The following is a 24,714-nucleotide window of genomic DNA, read 5'->3' on the forward strand; positions in this document are numbered from 1 at the left end:
CGCGGGCCGGGGACGGCTCGGGGCCCGTCACGCCCAGGGCGGGCTGACGGCCCAGCTCACGTCGGCCGCCCAGGAGGTGGCGCTGTCGAAGGCGTGCGAGCCGCCGTTGCTCGCGATGTAGACGGTGTTGTCGTAGTGGCGCAGGAACCGGTCGGGGAAGTTGGCGGAGGCGAACGACGTGCCCTGGCCGCTCTTCCCCGCCTGCGGGCAGAAGGTGGCGTCGGCGGCGAACAGCGCGCTGCCGTCGTTGTGCTGCCGGTGGAGCTGGTAGTTCTGGTGCCGCAGGTAGTCGCCCGGGTAGTTGCGCGACTCGAACGACAGGCACGAGCTCCCGGCCAGCCCGGCGCGGACGATCCACGTGGCGTCGCTCCTGTCCAGCGACGAGCTGCCGGACCCGATCACCGACGTGACGACCTGGTCGTTCTGGTGGCGCAGGTAGCGGGTGGTGCAGCAGGCCGTGGTCGCGCGCAGCGAGACGGACGCGCCGGGGGTGAGCGTCCCGTCCGCGCCGCCGCCCGTCGTGGTGTAACCGGCGGCGACGATGGCCGCCTGCACGGCGTTCTCGGTGGCGTTCGAGGGGTAGCCGGAGGTCATCACGCCCTCGTAGAAGGTGCCGGCGGAGCCGTTGCTGTTGTCGCCGCCGATGCCGAGGATGATCGCGCCCTCCTTCTTCATGGGGTTGTAGCCGGGGGCGTTGGGGCGCGGGCCGTCGTAGTAGGTGGACAGGCCGCCGGACTGGGCGTTCCCGGCGCGGATCGCCCAGTGGTTCGGCTCGCCCTTGACGACGGCGGTCAGGTAGCGGTGGCTGACGCTGGGGTCGTTCGCGTTGTAGCCCGGGTTCACGCCGGAGAACAGGCCGTTCTCCAGGTCGGCCATGACCCAGGGGCCGTTGCCGGTGCCGTAGCCCCAGACCTTGATGTCGCCGAAGTAGATGGCCTCCATCGTGCCGTTGCCGTTGTCGCGGCTGTTGGTCTCGGCGTTGCCGTAGTCGAAGCAGCAGCCGCCGTTGTGGTGGGTGCCGTCGAAGACGGCGTACATGCCTTCGGGCTGGTCGCCCTTGGCGACGCCGTTGGTGGTGTTGTTCCGGTAGCCGGTGCCGGGGGTGACCCGGACGCCGTACGCCTTGTGGCCGTTGATCATGGTCGGGGCGGCGGTGGCGATCGCGAGGTTGTCGTACCCGCCGGGCGCCGGGCCGGGGAACCCGCCGGGTGGCGCCTGGGTGAGGTGGTTGCCCCGTCCGGACTGGTCGTAGAGGACGGTGATGAGGCAGGTCGTGCCGGCGCAGAAGGCGTCCTGGGCGGCGGCGTCGGCGTAGCCGCCCGCGCCGAGGAGGCCGACGTCGCGGGTGGCGTTGTCGGAGGAGCGGCGCACCTGGTAGAGGGGGCCGTTGTAGGCGGCGTACAGGGCGCGGGTGGTGCTGTGCGCCGCGACGCAGGGGGTGCCGCCGGCGGCGTAGATGTCGCACGACTGCTGGGTGGCGGCCTGCGACGCCGCGGGGGCGCCGGCGAGCAGCCCGGCGACGAGCGCGACGGCCGCTCCCGCCTTTTTGAGAATGCTTGATCCGGGCCGGGACATCATCAATGAACCGCTGTCTTTCAGGGGGTGCCGAGGTAATTCGACGCACGGAAAGAGGCGATCGGCCGCTGCGCGGACGCGCACAGTCCTATGTCCATTGACCTGCGACGAACCGTCAAGGACGGAAAGGAAGTTACTCTGTTATCGCTAACATTATTGTCGCTGCGAACCTCCGGGAATACGTAAATAGGTGACCGGCTCACTATGAAACGAAATTGCGGGCGCCGTCAAGTTCCGCAGGTTGCGTCAATCGCGTGCCGCTCACGCCGTTTCACACAGGCGCGCCACAGGGAGCCGAGGGTGAGGGACGCCTGCTTCCACGTCGGCGACCTCATCAGGAGGAGATTCGGCCCGTCGCCGCACCGTCCGGCCGATCTCCCGAACCTGGGCGAGGGTGATCAACACATCCTCAACGGGGACTCAACAGCGGCGGGGCAGGCTGGCCGGGCCCTCGCGTTCACCTCACCACGGAGCTGGGATGACCACTGTCACGTCACGGGACGACCTCGAACTGGAATCGGCGTACGAGGCTCCGCGCACCGACATCGAACGGCGGCTGGCCGGCCTGTGGTCGGCCAAACTGCGCGTCGCGCCCGTCGGCATCGAGGACGACTTCTTCGAGCTGGGCGGCGACTCCCTGCTGGCGGCCGACGTGCAGTTCGCGATCGACCGCGAGTTCGGGTTCGAGGTGCCCGCCTGGACGCTGTTCCTGTCGCCGACCATCGCCGAGCTCGCCGAGGTGATCGGCTCGCCGGCCCCCCTCGACCATGCGTGACCTCGCCGACCCCGCCCTGTTCGAGGCGGGCGGGCAGCACCGGACCTGGCGGTGGTTGCGCGAGAACGACCCGGTGCACCGGCACGACCGGGGCTTCTGGTCGGTCACCCGGTACGCCGACGTGGACCGCGTCCTGCGCGACCACACGTGCTTCACCAGTGAGCGCGGCACCCTGCTCAACCTGCTGGGCCGCGACGACCCGGCGGCCGGACGGCAGCTCGCCGCCACCGACCCGCCCGAGCACGGCCGGATGCGCGCCCCGCTGCGGAAGGTCATGGACCTGCGCTCGGCCGCGGCCTACGAGCCGTCCGTCATCACCGCGATCACCGGGCTGCTCGCGCCCGGCCTGGACGGGCCGGAGTTCGACCTGGCCGCCGCCGTCCGGGGACTGCCGCTGGCGCTGGCCGGGCCGCTGCTGGGGCTGCCGGACGAGGACCGGCCGCGCCTGCTCACGCTGGTCATGGCGGCCAGCGCCGAGGACGACCCCGACTACCAGGTCGCCGGCGACGCGTCCGGGACGCTGCGCCGGGCGCACCGCGAGCTGTTCGCCTACTTCCTGCACCTGGTACGGGAACGCGCCCGCACCCCCGGCGAGGACCTGATCAGCCTGATGTTGTCGCCGGACGGCGGCCGGATGGACCCCGGCACGGCCGTCTCCAACTGCTACAGCCTGCTGCTCGGGGCGAGCGTCACCCTGCCGAACGTGGTCAGCTCCACGGTGTTCGAGCTGGCCCGCGGCGGCGGCTACCGTGCCTGGGCCGGCCGTCCTGAGCTGCTGCGCGACGGGGTCGAGGAGGCGCTGCGCTGGGCGTCGCCCGGCAGCCACTTCATGCGGCACACCACCCGGCCGGTGCGGCTGTCCGGCGTGGACCTCGCGGCGGGCGAGCCCGTGGTCGCCTGGATCGGCTCGGCCAACCGCGACCCCGCCGTCTTCGCCGACCCGGACACCTTCGACCCGGCCCGTACGCCCAACCGCCACCTCGCCTTCGGCAGCGGACATCACTACTGCATCGGATCCCACCTGGCCCGGCTGACGCTGCGGCTGTTCTTCGCGACGCTGTTCGCGACCTTCGCCGACGTCGAGGTGGTCGGCGAACCGGTCCGGGTGCGATCGACCTTCCTCACCGGCTTCAAGAAGCTGATCATCTCGGGGACGCCCAGGAGAGGCCAATGACGACAGAGATCCCGTTCACCTACGCCCAGCGGTTGCTGCTCGGGCTGGAGGAGGCCGTGCCGGGGAGCGTGGTCAACTCGACGTTCATCGTCCGGGCGGCCTACCGCGTGGCGCACGAGGTGGACGCCGATGTGCTGCGCCGGGCCGTGGACGACGTCGTGGCCAGGCACGACGCCCTGCGCACGACCGTGTCGCGCGATCCGGACGGCGGCGTCCGGGCGCGGGTGCACGAAAGCGTCCCGGGGCGCCTGCTGGTGCACGACGTGGACGACGAGGACGCCTTCCTCGCGATGGCCACCGGCTCGGCGTACCCGCCGGAGGAGCCGCCGCTGCTGTGGGTGCACCTGGGCCGGTGCGAGGACGGCACGAGCCTGCTGGTGATCGTCGCCCACCACCTCACCTCCGACGCCTGGTCGCTGCCGCTGCTGGCGCGCGACCTGTCCGACGCCTACACCGCCCGCCTGCGCGGCGGCCCGCCGCCGGGCTCCGGGGTCATGGGGTACGCCGAGGTCGCCGCCGACGACTTCTCGCCGTCCTGGGAGAAGACGATCACCGACGCGCTGCCGTACTGGAGGGACCGGCTGGACGGCGTGGCGGAGCTCGCCATGCCGGTGCCGACGCCCGGCAGGCGCGGCGACCAGCGGACGTGCCGCTTCACCGTGCCCGGCCCGCTGTGGCTGCGCCTGGGCCGGGCGGCCCGCCGCCGCCGGACCACGCCGTTCACCCTCCTGCTGACGGCGTTCACCGCGTCGGTCTGGGCGGGGCACGGCGACGCCGTCGTGCCGGTCATCACCGCCGGGCGCAAGCCGTCGGAGTGGTACACGGCCGGGTTCATGCTCAACCTGTTGTGGCTGCGGATCACCACCGACGACCCCGCCGACCTGGACGAGCTGAGCCGCCGGGCCGACGAGGCGTGCCGGGCGGCCTACCGGCACGACGTGCCGCTGCTGCGGGTGCTGCCCGAGGCGCCGGAGCTGGCGGCCGTGGTGTTCGACCCGTCGGAGGTCGTCGAGCGCACCTTCCCGGTGTTCCAGCTCATCCCGAGGACGCCGTTCGCCCCCACCGCCGAGGACCCGGCGCTGCTGCTGACGCCGGTGCCGGAGGAGCGGCAGCCCGCTCCCGTGATGCCCGTGCACCTGCTGTGGTCGATGCGGGTGGACGAGGAGGTGGTCGGCGTCGTCGCCTACGAGGCCGGGATGTTCGGCCTGGACTGGGTGGAGGAGAAGGTCGCCGGGTTCCTGCGCGTGCTGGAGCGGCTGGCCGATGCTTGAGCTCATCGAACCCCACCTGGGCCGCGAGCACACCGCGATCGCCGACCGCGAGGGCGAGCTGTCCTACCGGGACCTGGACCGGCGCAGCGCCGGGCTCGCGCGGGTGCTGCTGGAGGCGGGCCTGCGGCCCGACGAGCCGGTGGTGATCCATGCGCACCTGTCCCGGTGGGCGGTCATCGGCATGCTCGCCGTCCTGCGGGCCGGCGGCCGTTACGTGGCCATCGACGCCGCCTTCCCCTTCCAGCGGCAGCAGGACGTCGCGCAGGCGTGCGGGGCGCGGATCGCGCTCATCGAGCCGGACATGATCGTCCCGCTGACCGGCCCGGCCCTCCGCGTCGAGATGGCCCGTACGGACCTGCCGGACGGGCCGGTGCCCGCCACCTCGGCGCGGCTCGCCTACACCTGCTTCACCAGCGGCTCGACGGGCACGCCGAAGCCCGTCACCGTCTCGCGCGCCGCCCTGGCCTGGTCGACCTCGGCCCGGCTGGCCCACTACGGGTCGCCGGTCACCGGGTTCCTGCTCTGCTCGTCCATCTCCTTCGACAGCTCGGTCGCCGGGATCTACTGGACGCTGGCCTGCGGCGGCAGGCTGGTCATCCCGAGCCAGCGCCCGTCCGACCTGGCCGCCACCGCGCGCTTCGCCGTCGAGCACCGGCCGTCGCACCTGCTCATGGTGCCGTCGTTCTACGGGCTGGCGCTCCGCAACGGCCTGGCAGACGCGTTCGGGTCGCTCGGCACGGTGATCGTCGCGGGCGAGACGTGCCCGCCCGCGCTGGTCGGGGAGCACTACGCCGCGCTGCCCGGCACGGCCCTGCACAACGAGTACGGCCCCACCGAGTGCACGGTCTGGAGCACGGTCCACCGCTGCGTCCCCGAGGACGCGCAGGCGGCCCGGGTGCCGATCGGCCGCCCGGTCCCGGGGGCGCGCGTGACCATCGCCGATCCCGGCCCGGACGGCGTCGGCGAGCTGCTGATCTCCGGCCCCGGCCTGGCCGAGGGCCTCGGGGACGCCTACCGCACCGGCGACCTGGTCTCCCGGCGTCCGGACGGGGAGCTGCTGTTCCACGGCCGCGCCGACCACCAGCTCAAGCTGGGCGGCGCGCGGGTGGAACGCGCGGAGATCGAGCACGCCATGGCGGGCTTCCCCGGCGTGCTGGCCGCCGCCGTCGGGGTCGCGCGGACCGGCTCCGGCCCCGTGCGGCTCAAGGGCTACCTCGTCACCGACCAGGACCGGATCGACCGCCGGGCGCTGCGCGCGCACCTGCTGGACCGGTTGCCGATCGTGGCCGTCCCGACGGTGTTCCAGCGGCTGGACTCCCTGCCGCGCCTGCCCAACGGCAAGGTCGACCACCAGGCCCTCGACGGCGGCTGACCGCCTCCCGGGAGGATGAGGGGCGTTCCGTACGCGGTCGCCGGGAACCGCTCGCGGCCGGCCAGGCAACAACTGTTGTCCTGATTCATCGCCGAAAGGCCACAAAGTGAGCGCCCCGAACCATCCGGAAGGTGATGACGCCTCCCATGTCCAACGCTCCCTGCACGAGCCGGAGGCCTTCGCCGAGCTGTTCCGCCGGCACGCCTCCGGCATCACCCGGTACGTCACCAGAAGGCTGGGGGCGGACGCCGCGGACGACGTGGTGGCGGAGACGTTCCTGACGGCGTTCAGGCAGCGTGGCCGCTACGACCTGTCCCGTCCGCACGCCCGTCCCTGGTTGTACGGGATCGCCACCAATCTGATGAGCCGCCATGTGCGTACCGAGGTGCACCAGTTGCGCGTGCTCGAACGCACCGGCACGGACCCGGTGACGGCCTCCTTCACCGACCGCAGCGACGACCGGGTGAGCGCCGAGGCGGCCCGCCGCCGCCTGGCCGGGGCGCTGGCGACGCTGCCCGGAGGTCACCGTGACGCGCTGCTGCTGGTGGCGTGGGCCGGACTGACGTACCCCGAGGTCGCCGAGGCGCTGGACGTGCGGGTCGGAACCGTGCGTTCTCGCATCAACCGGGCCAGGGAGAAGTTGCGCGGAGAGCTCGGAGGAGTCAACCCGATGGCCGTCGTCAGCGAGGAGCCCGTCCATGAATGAGATGACCGAGCTCGGACGCCTCCGCTCGGAGGTGCCCGCGCCCACCGCGGAGGCCCTGGCCGCGCAGGAGGACCGCTTCCTGGCCGCGCTGGCCGAGCAGGAGGACCGCCGTCACGGCGCCTTCCCCGCTTCCCGGCGCGGGCGTCGGGGGCGGCTCCTGTTCGGCGGGCTGCTCGCCGCCGCCGCGCTCGCCGCCGCGGCCGTCCTGGGCCCGGTGCTGGCCGGCCCCGACGCCCGCCCCACCGCATACGCCAACTCCGCCATCGGCATCGAGCTGCGCGGCGACGAGTACGTGGCCACGATCAAGGACCCGTTCGCCGACCATGCCCTCTACAGCGAGGCGTTCCGGGCGATGGGCCTGGACGTCGCCCTCGACCTGCGGCCCGCCTCCCCCACGGCGGTCGGCGAGGTCTTCCGGCTCGGCTTCAGCGGCACGACCGAGAGCGACCGCATCGGCGGCACCCTGCGTCCGAAGGGCTGCACCCCCGGACGGCCCGGCTGCGCGCTCACCGTCACCGTCTCCAAGGACTTCGGCGGCAAGGGCGTGCTCTACCTGGGCCGCCCCGCCAGGCCCGGCGAGCTGTACCAGAACAACGCGGACGCCGGCCGGAAGGGCGAGGCCCTGGAGGGTTACGTCGTGGACGGCCGCCCGGTCGCCGAGGTGCTGGCCGAGACACGCAGGCGGGGCCTGGAGGTGACGTTCCAGATCATCGAACCCGCTCCCGGCGGGGACGGCTTCTCGGTGGACCCGCGCGGGCAGTCGGCGAAGGTGGGCGGCCACTGGGTGGTCTGGGCCGCCGAGCCGTACCGGCAGGGCGCGGTACGGCTGCTGGTGTCCGAGAAGCGCGTGCCGAAGAACCCGGTGACCGGCGTCTGACCCCACGTCTCCATGCTCGGGACCCTCAAAGTTCGCCGCGATTCAGGGCGAAATGATGGCGCATGCGCGCACATAGGCAGAGGTGTCCGAGCAAATGATTCGATGAGGAGATTCGCCATGGGAACCGCCCGTGGATGACGAGCGGTCGGCCAAGTTCGAGGCCGCCTACAACCGGGCCTACGGCCAGATCACCGCCTACGCCGTACGCCGGTGCGACTCGCCTCAGGACGCCGCCGACGTGGTGGCGGAGACCTTCACCGTCGCCTGGCGCCGGGTGGACGAGCTGCCCGAGGGCCCTGAGGCCACCCTCTGGCTGTACGGCGTGGCGCGCAAGGTCCTGGCCAACCACTTCCGGGGCGACAACCGCCGCAGGGAGCGCACGGCCGAGCTCGACGCCGAACTGGCCGACCTGTACGGCCACTCGCCCGACAGCCAGGTCGAGCTGGACGCGATCGGCCGGGCGTTCAGGAGCCTGTCCGACGACGACCGGGAGTTGTTGTCCCTGGTCGCGTGGGAGGGGCTGGAGCGCGAAGAGATCGCGAAGGCGCTGGGCCTGTCGCGCAACGCCGTACGCATCAGGCTGCACCGCGCCCGCAAGCGCCTGTCGCGCGCCCTGGCGTCGGCGGGCGTGCACGTCACCGCAGAGAGCCGGCTGGTCCCGGCGGAGAGGCCGTTGGGAGGAGCGCTGTGAAGAACACCGAGAACACCGAGAACACCGAGCGGAACCTGGACGGGATCGAGGCGATCGGGAGGCTGGCCCGGGTCGCGCCCGGTGAGCGGGGAGGCGAGCCGTCCGGCGCGGGGGCGCGGGCGCTGCTGGCCGCGATCACCGCCGAAGAGCCGGGCACAGCACCGGGAACGGCACCGGGCACGGCCCGGCGGGCGCGGCGCGGCGTCCGGCCGGGGCGCCTGGCGTTCGGGCTGGTGGCCGCGGTCGCGCTGGCCGCTGGTGTGGTGACGGTCCCGATCGTGCTGGAGGACGGCGCGCCCAGCTCGTGGGCCGTCAACCTGGACGAGGGGATGGTGACGATCCAGATCCGCGACTTCGACGACGCTCCCGGGCTGGAGAAGCGGCTGAGGGAGCTGGGCGTGCCCGCGCTGGTGGACCACGTGCCCAAGGGCATGACGTGCCGCCGGCCGCGCGGCAAGGACGTGGAGAACATCCCGCGCGGCATCTACAGCCTGCCGGAGAACATCCCGGGCGAGTCCGAGGGCCTGCAGATGCGCATCAACACCAAGCTGTTCGGCCCGGGGCAGACGTTCGTCTGGACCCTCAGCGGAAAGGGCGGCCTGACCAGCACGTATCTGATGGAGGGCCCGGTGGCGCCCTGCGAGCCCGTGCCCCTCCCCACGGTGAAGCAGGAGGAGCCGGAGTTCCGCGCCATCAGCACCCGCGAGCTGGGCGGTCTGCGGGTGGACGAGAAGACCGTCGGCGAGGTGCTGCCCGAGCTGAGGAAGCTCGGCCGGAAGGTGATCTTCGCGGTCATCACCGTCCCGCCCGGCAACCCGGGAGGGTTCGCCATCGACCACACCCAGAGCACGCCCGTCGGCGACCACTGGGTCGTCTGGGAGGCGGAGCAGAACGCCAAGGGGGTGATCCAGCTGCTCGTGACGGAGGAGCGCCTGGACAAGAACCCCTATTACGGCGGCCCCCGCGACGCGGTCATCAAGGACTGACCGCCGTCCCCTCCGCGCCTGCCGGGATCACCCCCCGAGGCGCGGAGGGCGTCGGTCACCAGGTGAGGGGGCCCTCGGCGTCGAAGTAGCCGCCGGTGGGGCCGTCGGGTCCCACCTGGGCCATGCGGACGATGATCTCGGCGCCCTGCCCGACGGTCTGGTGGCCGCTGTTGCCGTTCAGGTCGGTCCGGGTGAAGCCGGGTTCGACCGCGTTGATCCGCATCTCGGGGAACGCCTTCGCGTACTGGACGGTGATCATGTTGACGGCCGCCTTCGACGCCGGGTACGCCACGCCCCGGTAGTCGTGGCCGACCCTGCCGGGGTCGGCCATCCGGGACAGGGAGGCCAGGCCGCTGCTGACGTTGACGACGACCGGCGCGCCGGATCGCCGCAACAACGGCAGGAACGCGTGCAGCACCCGGACCATGCCGAAGACGTTCGTCTCGAACGTGCGCCGCATCATCTCGGCGGTCAGCTCCGCCGCGCCGGCCACCACGTGGCCGTCCTCCATCTCCACCTGGATGCCGGCGTTGTTGACCAGCACGTCCAGCCCGCCGTCCGCCTCGACGGCCCGTGCCGCCGCCGTCACGGACGCGTCGTCGGTGACGTCCAGCGGCACCGCCCGCGCGCCCAGCCGTTCGGCGGCCGTCCGTCCGCGTCCGGCGTCCCGGCTCGCGACGTAGACGGTGTGCCCCGCCGCGACGAGCCGCCGGGCGGTCTCGAACCCGAGCCCCTTGTTGGCCCCTGTGATCAGTGTCGTCGTCATGGACGCGACGCTAGGAATTCGAGCGCGCTCGAAGTCAAAGTCAGCGTTTGAGGTAGGCGAGGACGGCCAGGACGCGGCGGTTGTCGTCGGCCGAGGGGGCGATGCGGAGCTTGGCGAAGATGTTCGCGGTGTGCTTGGCGACCGCGCTCTCGCTGAAGTGCAGGGTCGCGGCGATGGCGACGTTGGACCGGCCCTCGGCCATCATCTCCAGCACGTCCAGCTCGCGCGGGGTCAGGCTGTCGATCATGCCGCGCGCCTGGCTGCGGGTCAGCAGCTTGGTGATGACCTGCGGGTCCATCACCGTCCCGCCCGCCGCGACCCGGCGGACCGCGTCGACGAACTGGGCGGTGTCGGTGACCCTGTCCTTGAGCAGGTAGCCCACGGCGCCGTCGCCGGTCGCCAGCAGCTCGTTGGCGTAGAGCTGGTCGACGTACTGGGACAGGACCAGGACGGGCAGGCCGGGACGCCGGCGGCGCGCCTCCAGGGCGGCCTGCAGGCCCTCGTCGGTGTAGGTGGGCGGGAGCCGTACGTCCACCACGGCGACGTCCGGCTCGTCCTCCAGCAGCGCCCGCAGCAGGGACGGGCCGTTGTCGACCGACGCCACCACGTCGCAGCCGTGTTCGCGCAGAGTCCTGGTCAGCCCGTCCCTCAGCAGGAAGAGGTCTTCGGCGAGGACAACGCGCACGGGATCTCCAGGGTGGCAGTGGTCGGCCCGCCGGGCGGGCTGTGCAGGGTGAGGACGCCGTCGAAGGATTCCAGACGGCGGCGGAGCCCGCGCAACCCGGTGCCCTTCGCGGGGTCGGCGCCGCCCCGGCCGTCGTCGGTGACGGTGACGCGCAGGCGCCCGCCGTCGTGGTCGAGGACGATGGCGACCTCCCGCGCGGCGGCGTGCTTGGCCGCGTTGGCGAGCAGTTCGCCGACCGCGAAGTAGGCCGCCGACTCCACCGGCGAGGGCAGCCGGCCGCTCAGCCGGACGTCCACGCCGACGTCGAGGAAGCTGTCCAGCGCCAGCGACCTGACGGCGTCGCCGAGCCCCCGGTCGGCGAGGACCGGCGGGTGGATGCCGTGCACCAGGTTGCGCAGGTCCTCCAGGGCGCGGGCGGAGGTCTCGGCCACCACCAGCAGCAGCTTGCGGGCGGCGGCCGGGTCGCTGTCGAGGAGCCGGGTGGCGCTGTCGAGGGTCAGGCCGAGGGACACCAGCCGGGCCTGGGCGCCGTCGTGCAGGTCGCGCTCGATGCGGCGCAGCTCGGCCGCCTGCACGTCGAGCACCTCGGCCCGGGTGTCGGTCAGGTGGGCGATCCGCCGGACCATCTCCGTACGGCGGGGCACCGACAGCAGCCGCCGGGTCCAGCGGCCGTGCAGGCGCAGGATCGGCGGGGCCAGCAGCAGCCCGGCGGCCATGAAGACGACCCCCAGCACGAGGGCCGCCAGCATCGTCGGCATGTCCTGCACCGGGACGAACGCGTACCAGTTGTCGGGGCCGAGCACCGGCCACACGAACGGCTGCACCAGGGCGCCGAACGCGCCGTACCAGAGGAAACCCAGCGGGACGGCGACGAGGAAGCCGCCGACCCACGGCTCCAGCCAGGCCCAGGCCAGGTCCCGCCAGAAACCCTCGGCGGCCAGGATCGCCCCCGCCCGCCTGCGCCTGCTCCATGAGTGATCGCCGGCGTAGGGCTCGGGCGGGGTGATGCGGGTGCCCGTCCACCGGGTGGCGCGCTCGCGCGAGCGGTCCGACAGCGACCGCAGCGTCGTCGCCCCGGGGACGAGCAGCCAGAAGCCGACGCCGACCGGCAGCAGAAGGAGGGCCAGGACGACGAGCGACCCCACCGCCGACCCCGCCACGGCGAGCAGCCCCGCGAGCTGGCAGCGCGCCGCGGCGACCAGCCTCTCCTTCGCCCTCATCGGACGTGGATTCTAGCCGGTGCCCTCCACACCCAGAGCACCGCCGCCAGCAGGCACGACGCGGCGAACAACATGATCGGCGTGACCGCGCCCGCCTCCTCGTCCATGAACAGCAGCAGGCCGAGGTTGATCAGCGTGTGGAAGCCGCCGGTCAGCAGCAGCCGGTGGGCGCGCACCCGCTCGACGGCCAGCCCCATCACGACCGACATCGCCACCGTCGCCACCAGGAACGCGGCCGCGTACGCCGGCGCCTGGCCGAACACCGGGACGTGCCACGCCCCCCACAGCAGGCCCACCACGACCGACGCCGTCAGCGGGCCGGTCCGGCGGCGCAGCAGCGGCTGCAGCAGGCACCGCCAGCCGATCTCCTCGGCGCACGCCCCGACCAGCTGCGCGACCACGATCAGCGCGAACGGGTTGTTCAGCGCCCCCGGGGCGGTGAACCGCGGGTCGCCGGTCAGCAGGCCGTGCGCGCCGACGGCCGCCGCGATGATCAGCGGTGCCGTGACCAGCAACGCCACCCCGGTGACAGCACCCCACCCGGCGGCCCCGGAGACGCCCGCCGGGCCGCCCTGCCCCCCGGACAGGGCCCTCCGGTCGACCCAGCCCACGGCCCCGGCCAGGGTCTCGCGGGCGGTGCGCGGCCACAGCAGGGCGACGACCGCCACGGCCAGGGCCGGGCCGAACTGGGTCAGCTGGATGACCTCGGGCGGGATCGGCGTGCCCGCCTGCGCCGCGCCCAGCAGACCCGCCGCCACGAAGGCGACCGCGACGAACACTCCGGCCGGCGTCGCGATGCCACGGGCCGTCCCGCGTTCTGTCCTCAGCATGTGTGCTCACATTTTCGTCGAATCGGTAGATACGGGACCACGATGTCGCCCGGCACGAACCCGTTCACTGCATCTGGCCCCCGAGCCGGGGTGGACCTGGGTACACCCCCGGCCCGCGCCAGGACCGGTCGCGGTTGGCCCTGGCCGGTCATCTCTGCCAAGATCGCCGTGATTCCCCCGCCTTGACCGAGGAGCCCTGTGGACAGGAGACGTTTTCTCACCCTGACCGGTGTCGCCGGACTGGCGGCCGCCACAGTGCCGGCCGCGGTGCCGGCCACGCCCGCGCTGGCGGCGGCCTACCCGTCCGCGGACGCGGGCCTGACCACCGAGGCGCACGCCAAGCTGGCCGAGCTGGCTCCCTACGGCGTCACGGCGCTCGCCTTCACCCCGTCCGGCGGGTGGGTCATGGTCACGCAGGACGGGCGGTACTTCGCCCGCGGCATCCCCGACGCCTGCTTCACGGAGCTGGGGGCGCTGCTCAAGGCGGGCCGGAAGGTCAACGCCGTCGCCTTCCCCCCGGAGGGCGGCGACCGCTGGGTGATCACCACCGACAAGGGCGTGTCGGCGCGCGGCCTGCCCGCGGCGTGCCTCAGCCGGATCAAGGCGTTCTACACCGCCGGGCAGCAGGTCGTGGACGTGGCCTTCCCGCCCGCCGGCGGCGACCGCTGGGTGGTCGTCGCCGCGAACGCCTTCCAGGCCAACGGCGTCGACGACGAGTGTTACCAGATGATGCGCAACCTGACCCAGGGCGGCCGCCGGCTGACCCGCGTCGCCTTCCCGAAGGCGGGCGGCTGGGCCCTGGTCGCGCAGGACGAGTTCTACGCCCGCAGCATCCCCGACGCCTGCTTCAAGCAGATGAAGACCGTGGCCGGCGGCGGCTGGCAGCTGCACAACCTGGCCTTCGCGCCCGGCGGCGGATGGGCGCTGTGCTCCCGGGGCAAGGCGCCCGCGCTGCCCGCCGACCGGGTGCGGCAGTTCGAGAACGCGGTCGGCGGCTCGACCGTCTGGCAGCGGATGAGCGCGTACAAGACGCCGGGCCTGGCGGTCGCGGTGGTCGTCGGCAACAAGATCGCCTGGTCCGCCGGCTACGGGCGGCTCGCGGCCGGCGGCGCCGCGGCCGCGCATCCGGAGAGCGCGTTCCAGGCCGCCTCCATCAGCAAGGCCGTGACCGCGGTGGGCGTGCTGCGGCTGCTCCAGGTCCGCAAGATCGCGCTGACCGCCGACGTCCGCCCGCATCTCGGCTGGACGCTGCCGGCCCGCTCCTGCGTCTCGCCGACGGCGGAGCCGACCGTCGAGCAGCTCCTGACGCACCGGGCCGGGATCGTCGGGCGCGGCTCCACCTCGCCCGCCGGGGCCTGCTCCGGCTTCGACTCCTCCGGCGGCGGCTTCGCCGGGTACGGCGCCTCCGCCACGGTCCCGTCGCTGCTCCAGGTCATGAACGGCGAGGGCAACTCCCCCAAGATCGAGCTGTCCACGGAACCGGGCGCCGAGTACCACTACTCCGGAGCCGGGTACGTGCTGCTGCAGCGCATGGTGGAGGAGCTGACCGGCACGTCGCTGGCCGACTACATGAGCCAGGAGGTGTTCGCCCCGCTGGGGATGGCGGGCAGCTCGTACGCGCTCTCCCCCGCCTTCGAGCTCGCCTCCGGCCACACCTCCACCGGGACGGTGATCCCGGGCGGCCACAACCGCTACCCCGAGTCGGCCGCCGCCGGCCTGTACACGAACGTGCTCGACCTGTGCCGCCTGATGTCGTACCTCAACCGGGCCTGGACCGCCACCGGCGACATCGCCGGCCCGCTCAGCCGCGCGTCCGTGCGTACGCTGCTCACCCAGGGCCCGCAGCCCGGGATGGGACGCGGGCTGTTCATCGCCGGCTCCGGCACCCAGAACTTCTCCTACACCCACGACGGCTCGAACTACGGCTTCAAGTCGGTCTTCAAGGGCTATCCGGAGCTGGGCACGGGCTACGCCGTCCTGTCCAACGGCAACGACACGGCGCTGGTCAACGAGGTCGCCGCGGCCGTCAGGTCGGTCTACGGCTGGGCGTAGGGCCTTCCCCGCCCTGACCGGCGGCCGGTCGTCTGACCTGCGGAGTCGTGGGTAGGGGCCCTGACATGGACAACGAACGGGGAACGTCGGGGGCCGTCATCGTCGTGGGGGCCGGGATGGCGGGGCTGGCCTGCGCGGTGCGGCTGCACGAGGCGGGCGTGCCGGTACGGGTGCTGGAGGCGTCCGACGGGGTGGGCGGCCGGGTGCGCACCGACGTCGTGGACGGCTTCCGGCTGGACCGCGGCTTCCAGGTGTTCAACACCGCCTATCCGGAGGCCCGCCAGGTGCTCGACCTGGACGCGCTCGACCTGCGCCCGTTCGCGTCGGGCATGATCGTCCAGGGGACGAGGGCGCGGGCCAGGGTGATGCTGCCGTGGCGGCACCCGCTGCACGCGCTGAGCGGGCTGCTGACCGGCCTCGGCACGCCGCGCGACGACGCCGTGCTCGCCGCGATCACGGCCCGCGACCTGGTCCTGCCGGCGTCCAGGCTGCGCGGCGGGCCGGACCGGCGTACCGACGACGAGCTGCGTGCCTGGGGCATGTCCGAGCGGATGATCGACTGCCTGATGCGTCCCTTCCTGGCCGGGGTGCTCCTGGAACGCGATCTGGAGACCTCCAGCCGGATCTTCCACCTGTTCTGGCGGTCGTTCGCACGCGGGACCATCGCGCTGCCCGCCCTCGGCATGGGGCAGATCCCGCGCCAGCTCGCCCTCCGGCTGCCGCCGGGCGCCGTCACGTTCGGCGCGCGCGTCACCGAGGTCACCTCCGGCGGCGTGCGGCTCGCGGACGGCTCCACGGTCGGGGGCCGCGCGGTGGTGGTGGCCGCCGACCCGCCGGCCGCGGGCCGCCTGCTGAGGGAGATCGACACGCCGGAGATGCGCGCGGTGACCACCTTCTACCACGCCGCGCCCCGCTCCCCCATGCGCGAGCCCATCCAGGTCATCGACGCCACCGGGGCCGTCGCCGACACCCTGGTCCTCACGGACGCGGCCCCCGGGTACTCCGCCGACGGGCGGGCGCTGGTGTCCACGTCGGTCCTGGGGGTGGCCGACGACGAACGTCCGGTGCGCCGGCGCCTGACCGAGATCTACGGCGACACCTCCGGCTGGGAGCACGTGGCGACCTACCAGGTGCCCGCGGCGCTGCCGGCGATGCGGCCGCCGTACCCGCTGCGCAAGCCGGTGCGGCTGCGCGCCGGGCTGTACGTGTGCGGCGACCACCGCGACACCGGCTCCCTCCAGGGGGCGCTGGTCTCCGGCCGGCGCGCGGCCGACGCCGTGCTCACCGACCTCGCGTCCCTGGATCTGTCGCTGGGCGCCGACCGTTTCACCGCCGTCGATCGCGCGACGCTCTAGCGGCCCGGGGTCACAGCTCGCGGCGCTTCAGCGGCCCGGGGTCACAGCTCGCGCAGCGCCAGCATGGCGTCCCGCTCGATGCGCGCGAGGTCGCGCAGGACGGCCCCGGCCTGCTCCAGGCACGCCGCGTCGCGCCCCTCCCCGGCCTTGGCGACCAGGGCGGACACGTCCGTCCACAGGGCGGCGGCCTCGGCGTACAGGCGGTGGCCGGCGCGCAGGCGGTCGTCGTCGACGAACGTGGCGCACTCGGCGAGGAAGTCCCGGTACAGGACGCGGAACAGGCCGCCGCCGGTGCCGCCCTTCTCCATGAGGAGCGCGGCCTGCGGCAGGTCCCGCGCGGGCTCGCCGGCGCGGGACAGCCAGGTGGGCACCAGGCGGGCGGCCTTGTCGATGCCGCGGTGGCCCAGGTTGGCGATGGGCGCGGCGAGGAACGCCTCGGCGCACGTCCTGATCGCCGGGACGGCCCGCTCCCGCCAGGCGGGCGGGCCGTCCGGCAGGGCGAGGGTGAAGGAACGGTTCCTGGCGGTCATCGGGCCGCGTTCGGACCGCGCCGCCGCCAGGCTGTCCCGGCTCGTACGCACGGCGCCGCCCTGCTGCGCGGTGTCCACCAGGTACGCCTGCCGCTCGTCGTAGCCGTACATGGCGACGACGTGGCCCCCGAAGTGCACCTTCGTGCCGAAGTACTCCAGGTGGTGGCAGTCGAGCTGGAGGCCGACCGGCAGGCCGTCGTCGATGCGGGCGGCCACGTTCTCCCATGCCTTGCGGGCCGAGCCGGTCTCCTCCACGCGCAGGGTCAGCCCGAGCCTGCCGGCCAGGTTCCTGGTGAGCTCGAACGGCTTGACCCGGCCGCCCATGAACGGGAAGTCCATGCCCTTGGCGTCCCAGTAGACGAAGGACAGGCCCGAGCCGAGCCCGAACAGCATGGGCTCGGACAGGTCGAGCCCCTGGTGCCGCAGCAGCACTCCCAGTGCCGTCGTCTCGCAGTGCTCCAGGCCGCGAGCCTCGATGCCTTCCACGATGGTCATGCGTCGCTCTCCTCGGTGGCCGGGTCGATCAGCGTGCGCGGGGGCCGCCGGCCGGTCCGTGCCCCGCGAGCAGCATGACGCCTCCCACGGGGGGAGAGTCCACCGTCCCGGCCGCGTGGCCCCGTCCTACCGCTGCGCCCGGTCCGTACGGCCGGCCGCGCGGGCGGTGAGGGCGCCGGTGGCGCAGACGGCCGCGAAGCCGAACAGCACGTACCGGGCGGAGTCGAGCATCGAGGCGCCGCCGAGGTTGACCAGGATCCCGGCGACCGCCGTGCCGAACGCGATCGACAGGCTGGTCACGGTGGCGATCGCCGCGGCGGCCCGCCCGCCCTCCTCCGGATCCCGCGTGCTGGTCATCACGGCCACGGACAGGTGCGGATAGGCGAGGCCGATCCCCGCCCCGGCGGCGAACAGCACCGGCACCCAGACCAGCACCAGCCATCCCGGCGTGTCCGCACGCTGCACCAGCCCCTGGACGAGGAGTCCGGCCGCGAGCAGCATCGGGCCGAGCACCCGCAGCCGCCGCACCGCGCGCCGCCCGGTCACGGACGAGCTGCCGATCTGGGTCGTCGACCAGCCGAGCGAGACGGCCGCGGCGAAGAACCCGGCCACCAGCGGCGGCAGCCCGGCCAGCCGCTGCCCGAACAGCGGCAGGAACGACTCGACCGCGACCCCGAAGGTCAGCACCCCGATCGTCAGGTAGGCCCACTTCAGCGACGATCCCCGCCGGTACGTCGCCTCCGGGAAGACCCGGCGCCCGCTGCGCCGCTCATGGACGACGAACCCGCCCGCGAACAGCAGCGCCAGGGCGAGGACGGCGGCCTTGGCGGGCGTCCCGGCCACGACCGCCGCCACGCTGACCGCCCCGGCGGCCGCCGTCACCAGCACCAACGACGCCACCGGCACCGCACCCGCCGCCCCGCGCTCCCCGCGCCCGTCGCGCGGCAGGGCGCGGGGGACGATCGCGCCGCAGCCGACCCCGATCACCGCCATCGCCGCGAACGCCGGCCGCCACGCCCCGAACTGCGCGAACAACCCGCCGAGCGCCGGACCGGCGAAGTTGCCGACGCCGTACATCGCCGACATGAGGGCGGTGCCGCGCGTCCAGAGCCGGGACGGCAGCGCCGACCGGATGACGGCGAACCCGAGCCCCGACAGCAGCCCGGCGCCGAGCCCCTGGACCCCCCGGGACACCAGCAGCACCGCCATCGCCGGGCTCACCGCGCAGGCCAGCGAGCCCACGGTGAACGTGGCGAACCCGGCGAGGTAGGAGCCGACGTTCCCCCACGTCGACAGCGACCGGGCGGTGAGCATCGTCGCGATCACCATGGCGACCAGGTAGACCGTCATGTTCCAGGCGTAGAAGCTCGCCCCGCCGAGCTCGGCCACCGCGGTCGGCAGCAGGCTCGCCGCCAGGTAGATGTTGATCGCCCCGGCCAGCACGCCCCCGGCCAGCACGACCGCGGCCCCCAGATGCTCCCGTCCCAGCAACTCCCCCCAGCCTGCGGCGACGTGCCCTGTCGGAGGGGCGGTGGCGGGCCGGCGGCCGCCGGGCTGTTCGTCGTGGTCAGCACTCATGACTTCAAGGCTGTCGTTGAACCGTTCCCGGAAGCTTTCGCCCGAGCGCCGCGGACGACGCTGGACGGGCGGGCGGGCAACCCTCAACCGCCGGGCGAACCCGTCGCGTCAGCTGTACGTGCGCATCGTCCTGCTGATCCACTCCGCGTACGCCGGCACGTTGGTGTACAGACCAGGACCTTCCGCGCAGGACGGGCTCTTGGCGCCGGGGCCCGAGGTGACGCCGATGAGCTCCCACCGGTCTCCCCGGCCCCGGCGCAGCTGCGGGGAGCCGGAGTCGCCGTTGCACGCCATGGCCTTGGGCACCCGGCTTACCGTGCACAGCCGGGTGCCGCCCGCGAACCCGGGCCCGCACTCGGACTTCGCGCCCCTGCGCGTGTCCAGCTCGTTGAGCCGCGGGGACATCTTCCAGCGGGCGGGATCGCGCTCGGCCACGGTGACGCCGAAGCCGATGATCCGGGTCGGGGTGCCGGGCCGTCCCGGCTGCGCGGCGATCGGGACGGGCCGCTGGCCGACCGGGCGGTCCAGGCGGACCAGGGCGATGTCGTTCCTGTTGGGCGTGTGCTGGGAGTAGCGGGGGTGGAGCACGGCCTGGGCGATCCCGCGCACCTCTCCGCCGGACGTCCGCCGGTCGCTCCCGACGCGGACGGTCCCCTTCGGGATCGACCCGATCTCCATGTCCAGGCAGTGGGCCGCGGTCACCACCCACTGCGGGGCGATCAGCGCCGCTCCGCACACGCCGTCCGTGAGCCCCATGGCCGGGGCCGAGATCGGGATCGAGGCCATGAACGGGTACGCCTCCGTGGCCTTCGTCCCGTTGATGATCGCTCCGGCGCTGCCGGCGGTGGCGGCGAGACAGGCGGCGCCCGCCACGACGACGACAGCGGAACGAGTCACGACACGACGCAGGGATTTATTACCGAACAACGGATATATCCATTTCAGTGGGCGATTCGTATGAAATGACGCTATCTGCGAAGAATCCGGCCGGGTCAGTACGCCAGCACGCCAACCGGTGGTAGGGACAACCCCCCTGCGCGGCGCGGGGCTGTGGTTTTCCGCAGGGGGACTGGGCGGAGCACCGCATTCCGCCGTGGAGCCGATCTTCCTAACGTTGACCGCATGATGCAGACGATGATGAACGTGCTGGTGGCGGTGACGATGGCGGCGGGCAGCCAGGGCGCCGGAGTGGGCCCCGAGCTGGAGAGGATCGTGACGGGACAGGGCGCGACGGCCGCCCTGGCGCGGGTCACCGACGGCGGCCGCACCTGGTCGGGCTCGGCGGGCGTCCGCGACGTCGAGCGCGGCGGACGCCCCTCGCCCAACGGCTACTTCCGGATCGGCAGCGTGACCAAGACCTTCGTCGCCACGCTGGTGCTCCAGCTCGTGGACGAGGGCAAGCTGAAGCTGGACGACCCGATCGACGCCCACCTGCCCGGCCTGGTCCCCGGCGGCGGCCGGATCACGGTCCGCAGCCTCCTCGACCACACCAGCCACCTGTACGACTACATGAGCGAGCCCGGCTACTCCACCAACCGCTGGCGCGGCGAGGCCCGCTTCCGCTCCTACCGGCCGGCCGAGCTGCTGAAGGTGGCCTTCGCCAAGAAGCTCCCCGACGACGGCAAGTGGCACTACTCCAACACCAACTACGTGGTGCTCGGCCTGCTGGTGGAGAAGCTGACCGGCCGCCCGTACGGCGAGGAGGTCACCCGCCGGATCCTGCGCCCGCTGGGGCTGCGCCACACGCTGGTCCCCGGCGACCGGGCGGGGGTACCGTCCCCCCACGCCAAGGGGTACGAGCCGATGCCCGCCCTCGTGGACGCCACCCGCATGAACCCCTCGCTGGACTGGGCCGCGGGAGAGATGATCTCGACCGCCGCGGACCTGGAGCGATTCATGTCCGCCCTGCTGGGCGGCAAGTTGACCAGCGCCGCGTCGCTGAAGGCCATGCGCACGACCGTCGAGACGGGCGCCGGATTCGGCTACGGGCTCGGCCTCCAGGCGTACGCGCTGCCGTGCGGCACGGTGTGGGGGCACAGCGGGGAGCTGATCGGGTACCTGACGTTCGCGTTCCGCTCCGACTCGGGCAAGTCGCTGACCCTGTCGCTCAACCCCTCTACCAGGAACCCGTCCACGGAGGAGATCATGGGCATGGCCGTCAAGGTATTCTGCGGGACCGCGGGCTGAGATCAGGGCGGCCCCCGAGATCACGAGGAGGTTCCCTTGGCAGGTCCGACGGAGAGCGTGACCGGTGAGCCGCCGCTCCTGGGCTCCTTCCGGCTCCCGGACGGCTCCTGGGTCCGCGGCCGGGGCCTGCGCCACCCGCTGCCCGAGGGCCCGGCGCCCGGCTTCGGCCTCTACCTCGGGTCGGCGCGGCTGGCCCGCCGTCATGAGGACGGGCTGCGCTGGCCGCACGCGTGGATCGAGTGGCCCGACTTCCTGCTGCCCCGCGACCGGGACGCCGCCGTGGAGGCGATCCGCGACCTGCACCGGCGGGCGCGGGAGGGCACGGCGGTGGAGGTGGCGTGCGGGGGCGGCGTGGGCCGCACCGGCACGGTGGTCGCCTGCCTCGCCGTCCTGGCCGGCATCGATCCGGCCGACGCCGTCGCCTGGACGCGCGAGCACCACCACCCCCGGGCGGTGGAGACCCCGTGGCAGCGCCGCTGGATCCAGCGTTTCCCCCGGCCCGTCCGCCCGGAGCCGGGCGACCGGGGGCCCGCGCCGCGCCGCTGACCCGGCGGTCCGGGGCGCCGGGGGATGGCCTCAGCGTCCCTTCGTCGGCGGGGAGTCCGTCAGGAGGCCCTCTTCGAGGACCAGGTCGAGCTGGAGTTCCCGGTATCCGGCGTCCTCGAACAGGACCGTCAGGCGGTCCTCGCCGCGCTGGATGACCTGGCCCGGCCCCCACGCGCGGTGTTCCACCCGGGCGTGCAGCGGGAAGGGGCCGGTCTCCTGGGGCGCCTGCCCGGCGGTCCCGGCGCGGCAGTTGTCGCAGTTGCCGCAGTTCTCGGCGAGCTCCTCGCCGAAGTAGCCGAGCAGGAAACGCCGGCGGCAGTCGGTGGTCTCGGCGTAGCGGCGCATCATCTCCAGGCGGCTGCGGTCGACGTCCCGGCGGCGCTCGGCCAGTTCCCTGGCGCGGCTCGCCGCCGCCCGCGGGTCGAGGCCGGGCACGGGATCGACCCTGCGGGTGCCGAGCCGTACCGCGCCCGCTCTCTCCAGCAGGTCCAGCAGGGCCGTCAGGCGGCGCGCCGACAGCCCGGCGCGTTCCGCCAGCGCCTTGCGTTCACTGCCGGGGCCGGACTCCGCGACCGCCTCGGCGACCCGCGCCAGCTTCTCCTCGTCGGGCACGCCGCCGGTGAAGAACCGCTGCACCCCCAGGTCCTCGGGCCGGTAGAAGAGCACGGCCGCGGCCGGCTCGCCGTCCCTGCCCGCCCGGCCGATCTCCTGGTAGTACGCGTCCGGCGAGCCGGGGATCTCGGCATGCAGGACGAAACGTACGTCCGGTTTGTCGATGCCCATGCCGAAGGCGTTGGTCGCGACCACGACGTCCAGGTCACCGGCCATGAAGCGGCCGTGCACCTCGTCCCGCTCGGCCCTGCGCAGGCCGGCGTGGTAGGCGGCGGCCCGGACGCCGGCCTCGGCCAGCAGCCCGCTCAGGCGGCCGGTCTGCCTGCGCGAGGTCGTGTAGACGATGCCGGGCTTCTGCGCCGCCACGACGGTCGCGACGATGTCGTCCGCCGGGTCGTCCAGCGCCCGGCGCACCTCCAGTGAGATGCCGGGCCGGTCGAACCCCTGGACGATCTCCACCGGCGCGCGCATGCCCAGCCGCTCGGCGATCTCCGCCCGTACCGGCGGCGCGGCGGTCGCCGTCAGGGCCGCGACGACCGGACGGCCGAGCGCGTCGGCCACCGAGCCGAGCCGCAGATAGTCGGGGCGGAAGTCGTGCCCCCAGGCCGAGACGCAGTGGGCCTCGTCCACCACCATGAGCGAAGGAGCGGCGGCGGCCAGCTCGCTCAGGACGTCGGGACGGGCGAGCTGCTCCGGCGCGCAGAACAGGAACTCCGTCTCCCCCGCCCGCAGCGCCTGGAACAGCTCCGACCGCTCGCTCGCGCGCGTCCCCGCGTTGAGACTGACGGCCTCCTCGTCGCGGTCGCGCAGGGCCTCGACCTGGTCGCGCTGCAGGGCGACGAGCGGCGAGACCACCAGGGTCGGGCCGTTCAGGAGCAGCGCCGGCACCTGGTAGACGGCCGACTTGCCGCTTCCGGTCGGCATCACCACCAGTGTGTCCCGGCCCTCGGCCAGGGCCGTCATCGCCCGTAGCTGGCCGGGCCGCAGGTCGGTCAGGCCGAGCGCCTTCCTGGCCACCCGCTCGCATTCCGCCGCTGTGTCGCGCATCCGGTCCTCTCCGGTCGGGGAGACCGTCCCTCCTGCCCCGCCATCGGCCTTCGCATGCGCGATCTCATGAACGGCGGGTCATCGGGGCGGGAGCCGGAGCTCGAAGACGACGCGGTCCACGCCGGGACCGTCGTAATCCGGGATGGGCCCGGTGACGGTGAAGCCCATCGCGGTGTGGAAGGCGACGGACGCGCTGTTGACCGGCGAGGTGATCGCTTTGACCCGGTCGCGCCCGTCGGCCGCGGCCAGCTCGAAGAAGCGCCGGTAGAGGCGGCGGGCCAGGCCGCCACCGCGCAGGCGCGGCGCGACGCCGACGAAGTGCACGTAGGCGAGGCCGGGCGCGGAGGGTGACAGGATCCCGACGAGGAACCCGGCCAGGCCGTCGCCGTCCTCGGCCACCAGGCTGGTGCGGTGGAAGTGGTCGAGGAACAGGCGCGGCAGCCCGGCGCTGATCGGCCGTTCCCACCAGTCGTCCATCACGGCGACGACGCGGTCATGGTCCTCGGGCCGGGCCGGCCGCAGTCGTGGTTTCCCGGCGCCGCTCTGGTTCATGATCACGTATTGTCCCGGGACCGTCGGCCGCCTGTCCAGCGGGGGCGGGCGGCGACCGCTGATGTCGGTTTCTGAGCGGCACGATCTCAACCTCCCGCCGAACGGCGACGATCACAGGTCCGACCTCACACCTTCTCCAGGCATACATCTCCGGCAGATGTCTGTCCACAGCCGGTCGCACCTCCGATGTCTCCGGAGGGCCGAGTTAGGAAAGTTTCCTAAACTTGGATCGTTCCAAGATCGATAATCTGTTGACGCGTGTGACTCCTTGTGGGAACACGATGAAAAGCCGCTCACCCCCCAGGAGCCACCCGATGAACTCGTGGAAGTCCCGGTTGTGCGTCCTCGCGCTGGTCGCGGGCATGCTGGCCGTACCCGCCGGTCCCGCCGGCGCCGCGCCCACCCGGTACGAGGCCGAGAACGCGACGGTCTCGCAGGGGGCCGTCGAGTCCAACCACACCGGGTACTCGGGCAGCGGCTTCGTGAACGGCGACAACGTCGCGGGCTCCTACGTCCAGTGGACGATCAACGCCCCCGCCGCCGGCACCGCCACCCTGGCCCTGCGTTACGCCAACGGCACCACCGCCGACCGGCCCAGCGACATCGCCGTCAACGGCTCGGTCGTCGCCGCGGCCCGCCCGTTCGCGCCCACCGCGAACTGGGACACCTGGGCCACCGTCACCCTCACCGCCCAGGTCAACGCGGGCGCCAACACGATCAGAGCCACCGCCGCCACCGCCGGCGGCAACCCCAACTGGGACTACCTGGACGCCGACGTCCAGGTCAGCGGCTTCACCGACCACCAGGCCGAGACGGCCACGATCGTCCAGGG

Annotated in this window: 23 protein-coding genes; 13 read left to right on the top strand and 10 right to left on the bottom strand. The window is 73.2% G+C overall.

Going from position 1 to position 24,714, the window contains the following annotated elements; translation table 11 throughout:
- Positions 1-27 precede the first annotated feature (27 nt).
- Positions 28-1,578, bottom strand: a complete 1,551-nt coding sequence (locus ACWCSU_RS28185; protein WP_449938849.1) for an alpha-L-arabinofuranosidase B — start codon at positions 1,576-1,578, stop codon at positions 28-30.
- Between the two features lie 475 nt (positions 1,579-2,053).
- Between ACWCSU_RS28185 and ACWCSU_RS28190 the strand changes: the two genes are divergently transcribed.
- The 8 genes from ACWCSU_RS28190 to ACWCSU_RS28225 all read left to right on the top strand — a co-directional run bounded on the left by ACWCSU_RS28190 (position 2,054) and on the right by ACWCSU_RS28225 (position 9,427).
- Positions 2,054-2,350, top strand: a complete 297-nt coding sequence (locus tag ACWCSU_RS28190; RefSeq protein ID WP_364096902.1) for a phosphopantetheine-binding protein — start codon at positions 2,054-2,056, stop codon at positions 2,348-2,350.
- Positions 2,343-3,524, top strand: coding sequence for a cytochrome P450 (locus ACWCSU_RS28195; RefSeq protein ID WP_449938851.1), 1,182 nt, complete (start codon positions 2,343-2,345; stop codon positions 3,522-3,524). Before ACWCSU_RS28190 ends, ACWCSU_RS28195 begins: the two co-directional genes overlap by 8 nt.
- Positions 3,521-4,795, top strand: a complete 1,275-nt coding sequence (locus ACWCSU_RS28200; RefSeq protein WP_449938853.1) for a condensation domain-containing protein — start codon at positions 3,521-3,523, stop codon at positions 4,793-4,795. Before ACWCSU_RS28195 ends, ACWCSU_RS28200 begins: the two co-directional genes overlap by 4 nt.
- The gene (locus ACWCSU_RS28205; RefSeq protein WP_449938855.1) at positions 4,788-6,167 is read left to right on the top strand and encodes an amino acid adenylation domain-containing protein; all 1,380 of its coding nucleotides are present in this window, start codon (positions 4,788-4,790) and stop codon (positions 6,165-6,167) included. Before ACWCSU_RS28200 ends, ACWCSU_RS28205 begins: the two co-directional genes overlap by 8 nt.
- Positions 6,168-6,273: 106 nt before the next feature.
- Positions 6,274-6,873, top strand: a complete 600-nt coding sequence (locus ACWCSU_RS28210) for an RNA polymerase sigma factor (RefSeq protein ID WP_357705689.1) — start codon at positions 6,274-6,276, stop codon at positions 6,871-6,873.
- On the top strand, positions 6,866-7,750 hold the full coding sequence (locus ACWCSU_RS28215; RefSeq protein WP_449938856.1) for a hypothetical protein: 885 nt from the start codon (positions 6,866-6,868) through the stop codon (positions 7,748-7,750). The genes ACWCSU_RS28210 and ACWCSU_RS28215 overlap by 8 nt, the downstream gene beginning before the upstream one ends.
- Positions 7,751-7,880: 130 nt before the next feature.
- Positions 7,881-8,441, top strand: a complete 561-nt coding sequence (locus ACWCSU_RS28220) for an RNA polymerase sigma factor (RefSeq protein ID WP_449938857.1) — start codon at positions 7,881-7,883, stop codon at positions 8,439-8,441.
- A complete protein-coding gene (locus ACWCSU_RS28225) occupies positions 8,438-9,427 on the top strand; it encodes a hypothetical protein (protein WP_449938859.1) in 990 nt (329 codons plus the stop codon). The genes ACWCSU_RS28220 and ACWCSU_RS28225 overlap by 4 nt, the downstream gene beginning before the upstream one ends.
- A gap of 55 nt (positions 9,428-9,482) precedes the next feature.
- On the opposite strand, the gene ACWCSU_RS28230 is transcribed toward ACWCSU_RS28225, so the two are convergent.
- From ACWCSU_RS28230 to ACWCSU_RS28245, 4 genes are read right to left on the bottom strand one after another with little or no spacing between them, the layout of a single operon-like run.
- The gene (locus tag ACWCSU_RS28230) at positions 9,483-10,193 is read right to left on the bottom strand and encodes an SDR family NAD(P)-dependent oxidoreductase (RefSeq protein WP_357705685.1); all 711 of its coding nucleotides are present in this window, start codon (positions 10,191-10,193) and stop codon (positions 9,483-9,485) included.
- Between the two features lie 40 nt (positions 10,194-10,233).
- Complete coding sequence (locus ACWCSU_RS28235) at positions 10,234-10,878, bottom strand: response regulator transcription factor (RefSeq protein WP_357705684.1); 645 nt, start codon at positions 10,876-10,878, stop codon at positions 10,234-10,236.
- Complete coding sequence (locus ACWCSU_RS28240) at positions 10,842-12,098, bottom strand: sensor histidine kinase (RefSeq protein ID WP_449938862.1); 1,257 nt, start codon at positions 12,096-12,098, stop codon at positions 10,842-10,844. Before ACWCSU_RS28240 ends, ACWCSU_RS28235 begins: the two co-directional genes overlap by 37 nt.
- A complete protein-coding gene (locus tag ACWCSU_RS28245; protein WP_449938865.1) occupies positions 12,095-12,928 on the bottom strand; it encodes a CPBP family intramembrane glutamic endopeptidase in 834 nt (277 codons plus the stop codon). Before ACWCSU_RS28245 ends, ACWCSU_RS28240 begins: the two co-directional genes overlap by 4 nt.
- Positions 12,929-13,126: 198 nt before the next feature.
- Here ACWCSU_RS28245 and ACWCSU_RS28250 point away from each other — a divergent pair, with 198 nt between their 5' ends.
- Positions 13,127-14,980 carry a serine hydrolase domain-containing protein gene (locus tag ACWCSU_RS28250; RefSeq protein ID WP_449938867.1) on the top strand — a complete coding sequence of 618 codons (1,854 nt, stop codon included), beginning with the start codon at positions 13,127-13,129 and terminating at the stop codon, positions 14,978-14,980.
- A gap of 65 nt (positions 14,981-15,045) precedes the next feature.
- Complete coding sequence (locus tag ACWCSU_RS28255) at positions 15,046-16,335, top strand: NAD(P)/FAD-dependent oxidoreductase (RefSeq protein WP_357705680.1); 1,290 nt, start codon at positions 15,046-15,048, stop codon at positions 16,333-16,335.
- 41 nt (positions 16,336-16,376) lie between these two features.
- On the opposite strand, the gene ACWCSU_RS28260 is transcribed toward ACWCSU_RS28255, so the two are convergent.
- The 3 genes from ACWCSU_RS28260 to ACWCSU_RS28270 form a co-directional block, all read right to left on the bottom strand.
- Complete coding sequence (locus ACWCSU_RS28260; protein ID WP_449938869.1) at positions 16,377-17,360, bottom strand: BtrH N-terminal domain-containing protein; 984 nt, start codon at positions 17,358-17,360, stop codon at positions 16,377-16,379.
- A gap of 126 nt (positions 17,361-17,486) precedes the next feature.
- A complete protein-coding gene (locus ACWCSU_RS28265; RefSeq protein WP_449938871.1) occupies positions 17,487-18,938 on the bottom strand; it encodes an MFS transporter in 1,452 nt (483 codons plus the stop codon).
- A gap of 108 nt (positions 18,939-19,046) precedes the next feature.
- Positions 19,047-19,835, bottom strand: coding sequence for a S1 family peptidase (locus tag ACWCSU_RS28270; RefSeq protein ID WP_357705677.1), 789 nt, complete (start codon positions 19,833-19,835; stop codon positions 19,047-19,049).
- A gap of 225 nt (positions 19,836-20,060) precedes the next feature.
- Between ACWCSU_RS28270 and ACWCSU_RS28275 the strand changes: the two genes are divergently transcribed.
- Positions 20,061-21,125 carry a serine hydrolase domain-containing protein gene (locus ACWCSU_RS28275; RefSeq protein WP_357705676.1) on the top strand — a complete coding sequence of 355 codons (1,065 nt, stop codon included), beginning with the start codon at positions 20,061-20,063 and terminating at the stop codon, positions 21,123-21,125.
- Between the two features lie 36 nt (positions 21,126-21,161).
- A complete protein-coding gene (locus ACWCSU_RS28280; RefSeq protein WP_449938875.1) occupies positions 21,162-21,671 on the top strand; it encodes a protein-tyrosine phosphatase family protein in 510 nt (169 codons plus the stop codon).
- Between the two features lie 30 nt (positions 21,672-21,701).
- Here ACWCSU_RS28280 and ACWCSU_RS28285 read toward each other — a convergent pair whose 3' ends face one another.
- The gene (locus ACWCSU_RS28285; RefSeq protein WP_357705674.1) at positions 21,702-23,330 is read right to left on the bottom strand and encodes a RecQ family ATP-dependent DNA helicase; all 1,629 of its coding nucleotides are present in this window, start codon (positions 23,328-23,330) and stop codon (positions 21,702-21,704) included.
- 78 nt (positions 23,331-23,408) lie between these two features.
- On the bottom strand, positions 23,409-23,882 hold the full coding sequence (locus ACWCSU_RS28290; RefSeq protein ID WP_449938878.1) for an N-acetyltransferase family protein: 474 nt from the start codon (positions 23,880-23,882) through the stop codon (positions 23,409-23,411).
- A 314-nt stretch (positions 23,883-24,196) separates the two neighbouring features.
- Between ACWCSU_RS28290 and ACWCSU_RS28295 the strand changes: the two genes are divergently transcribed.
- Positions 24,197-24,714 (top strand): CBM35 domain-containing protein (locus tag ACWCSU_RS28295; RefSeq protein WP_449938880.1); only part of this gene is annotated, 518 nt, incomplete at its 3' end.

The organism is Nonomuraea sp. NPDC001699 (assembly GCF_053596455.1).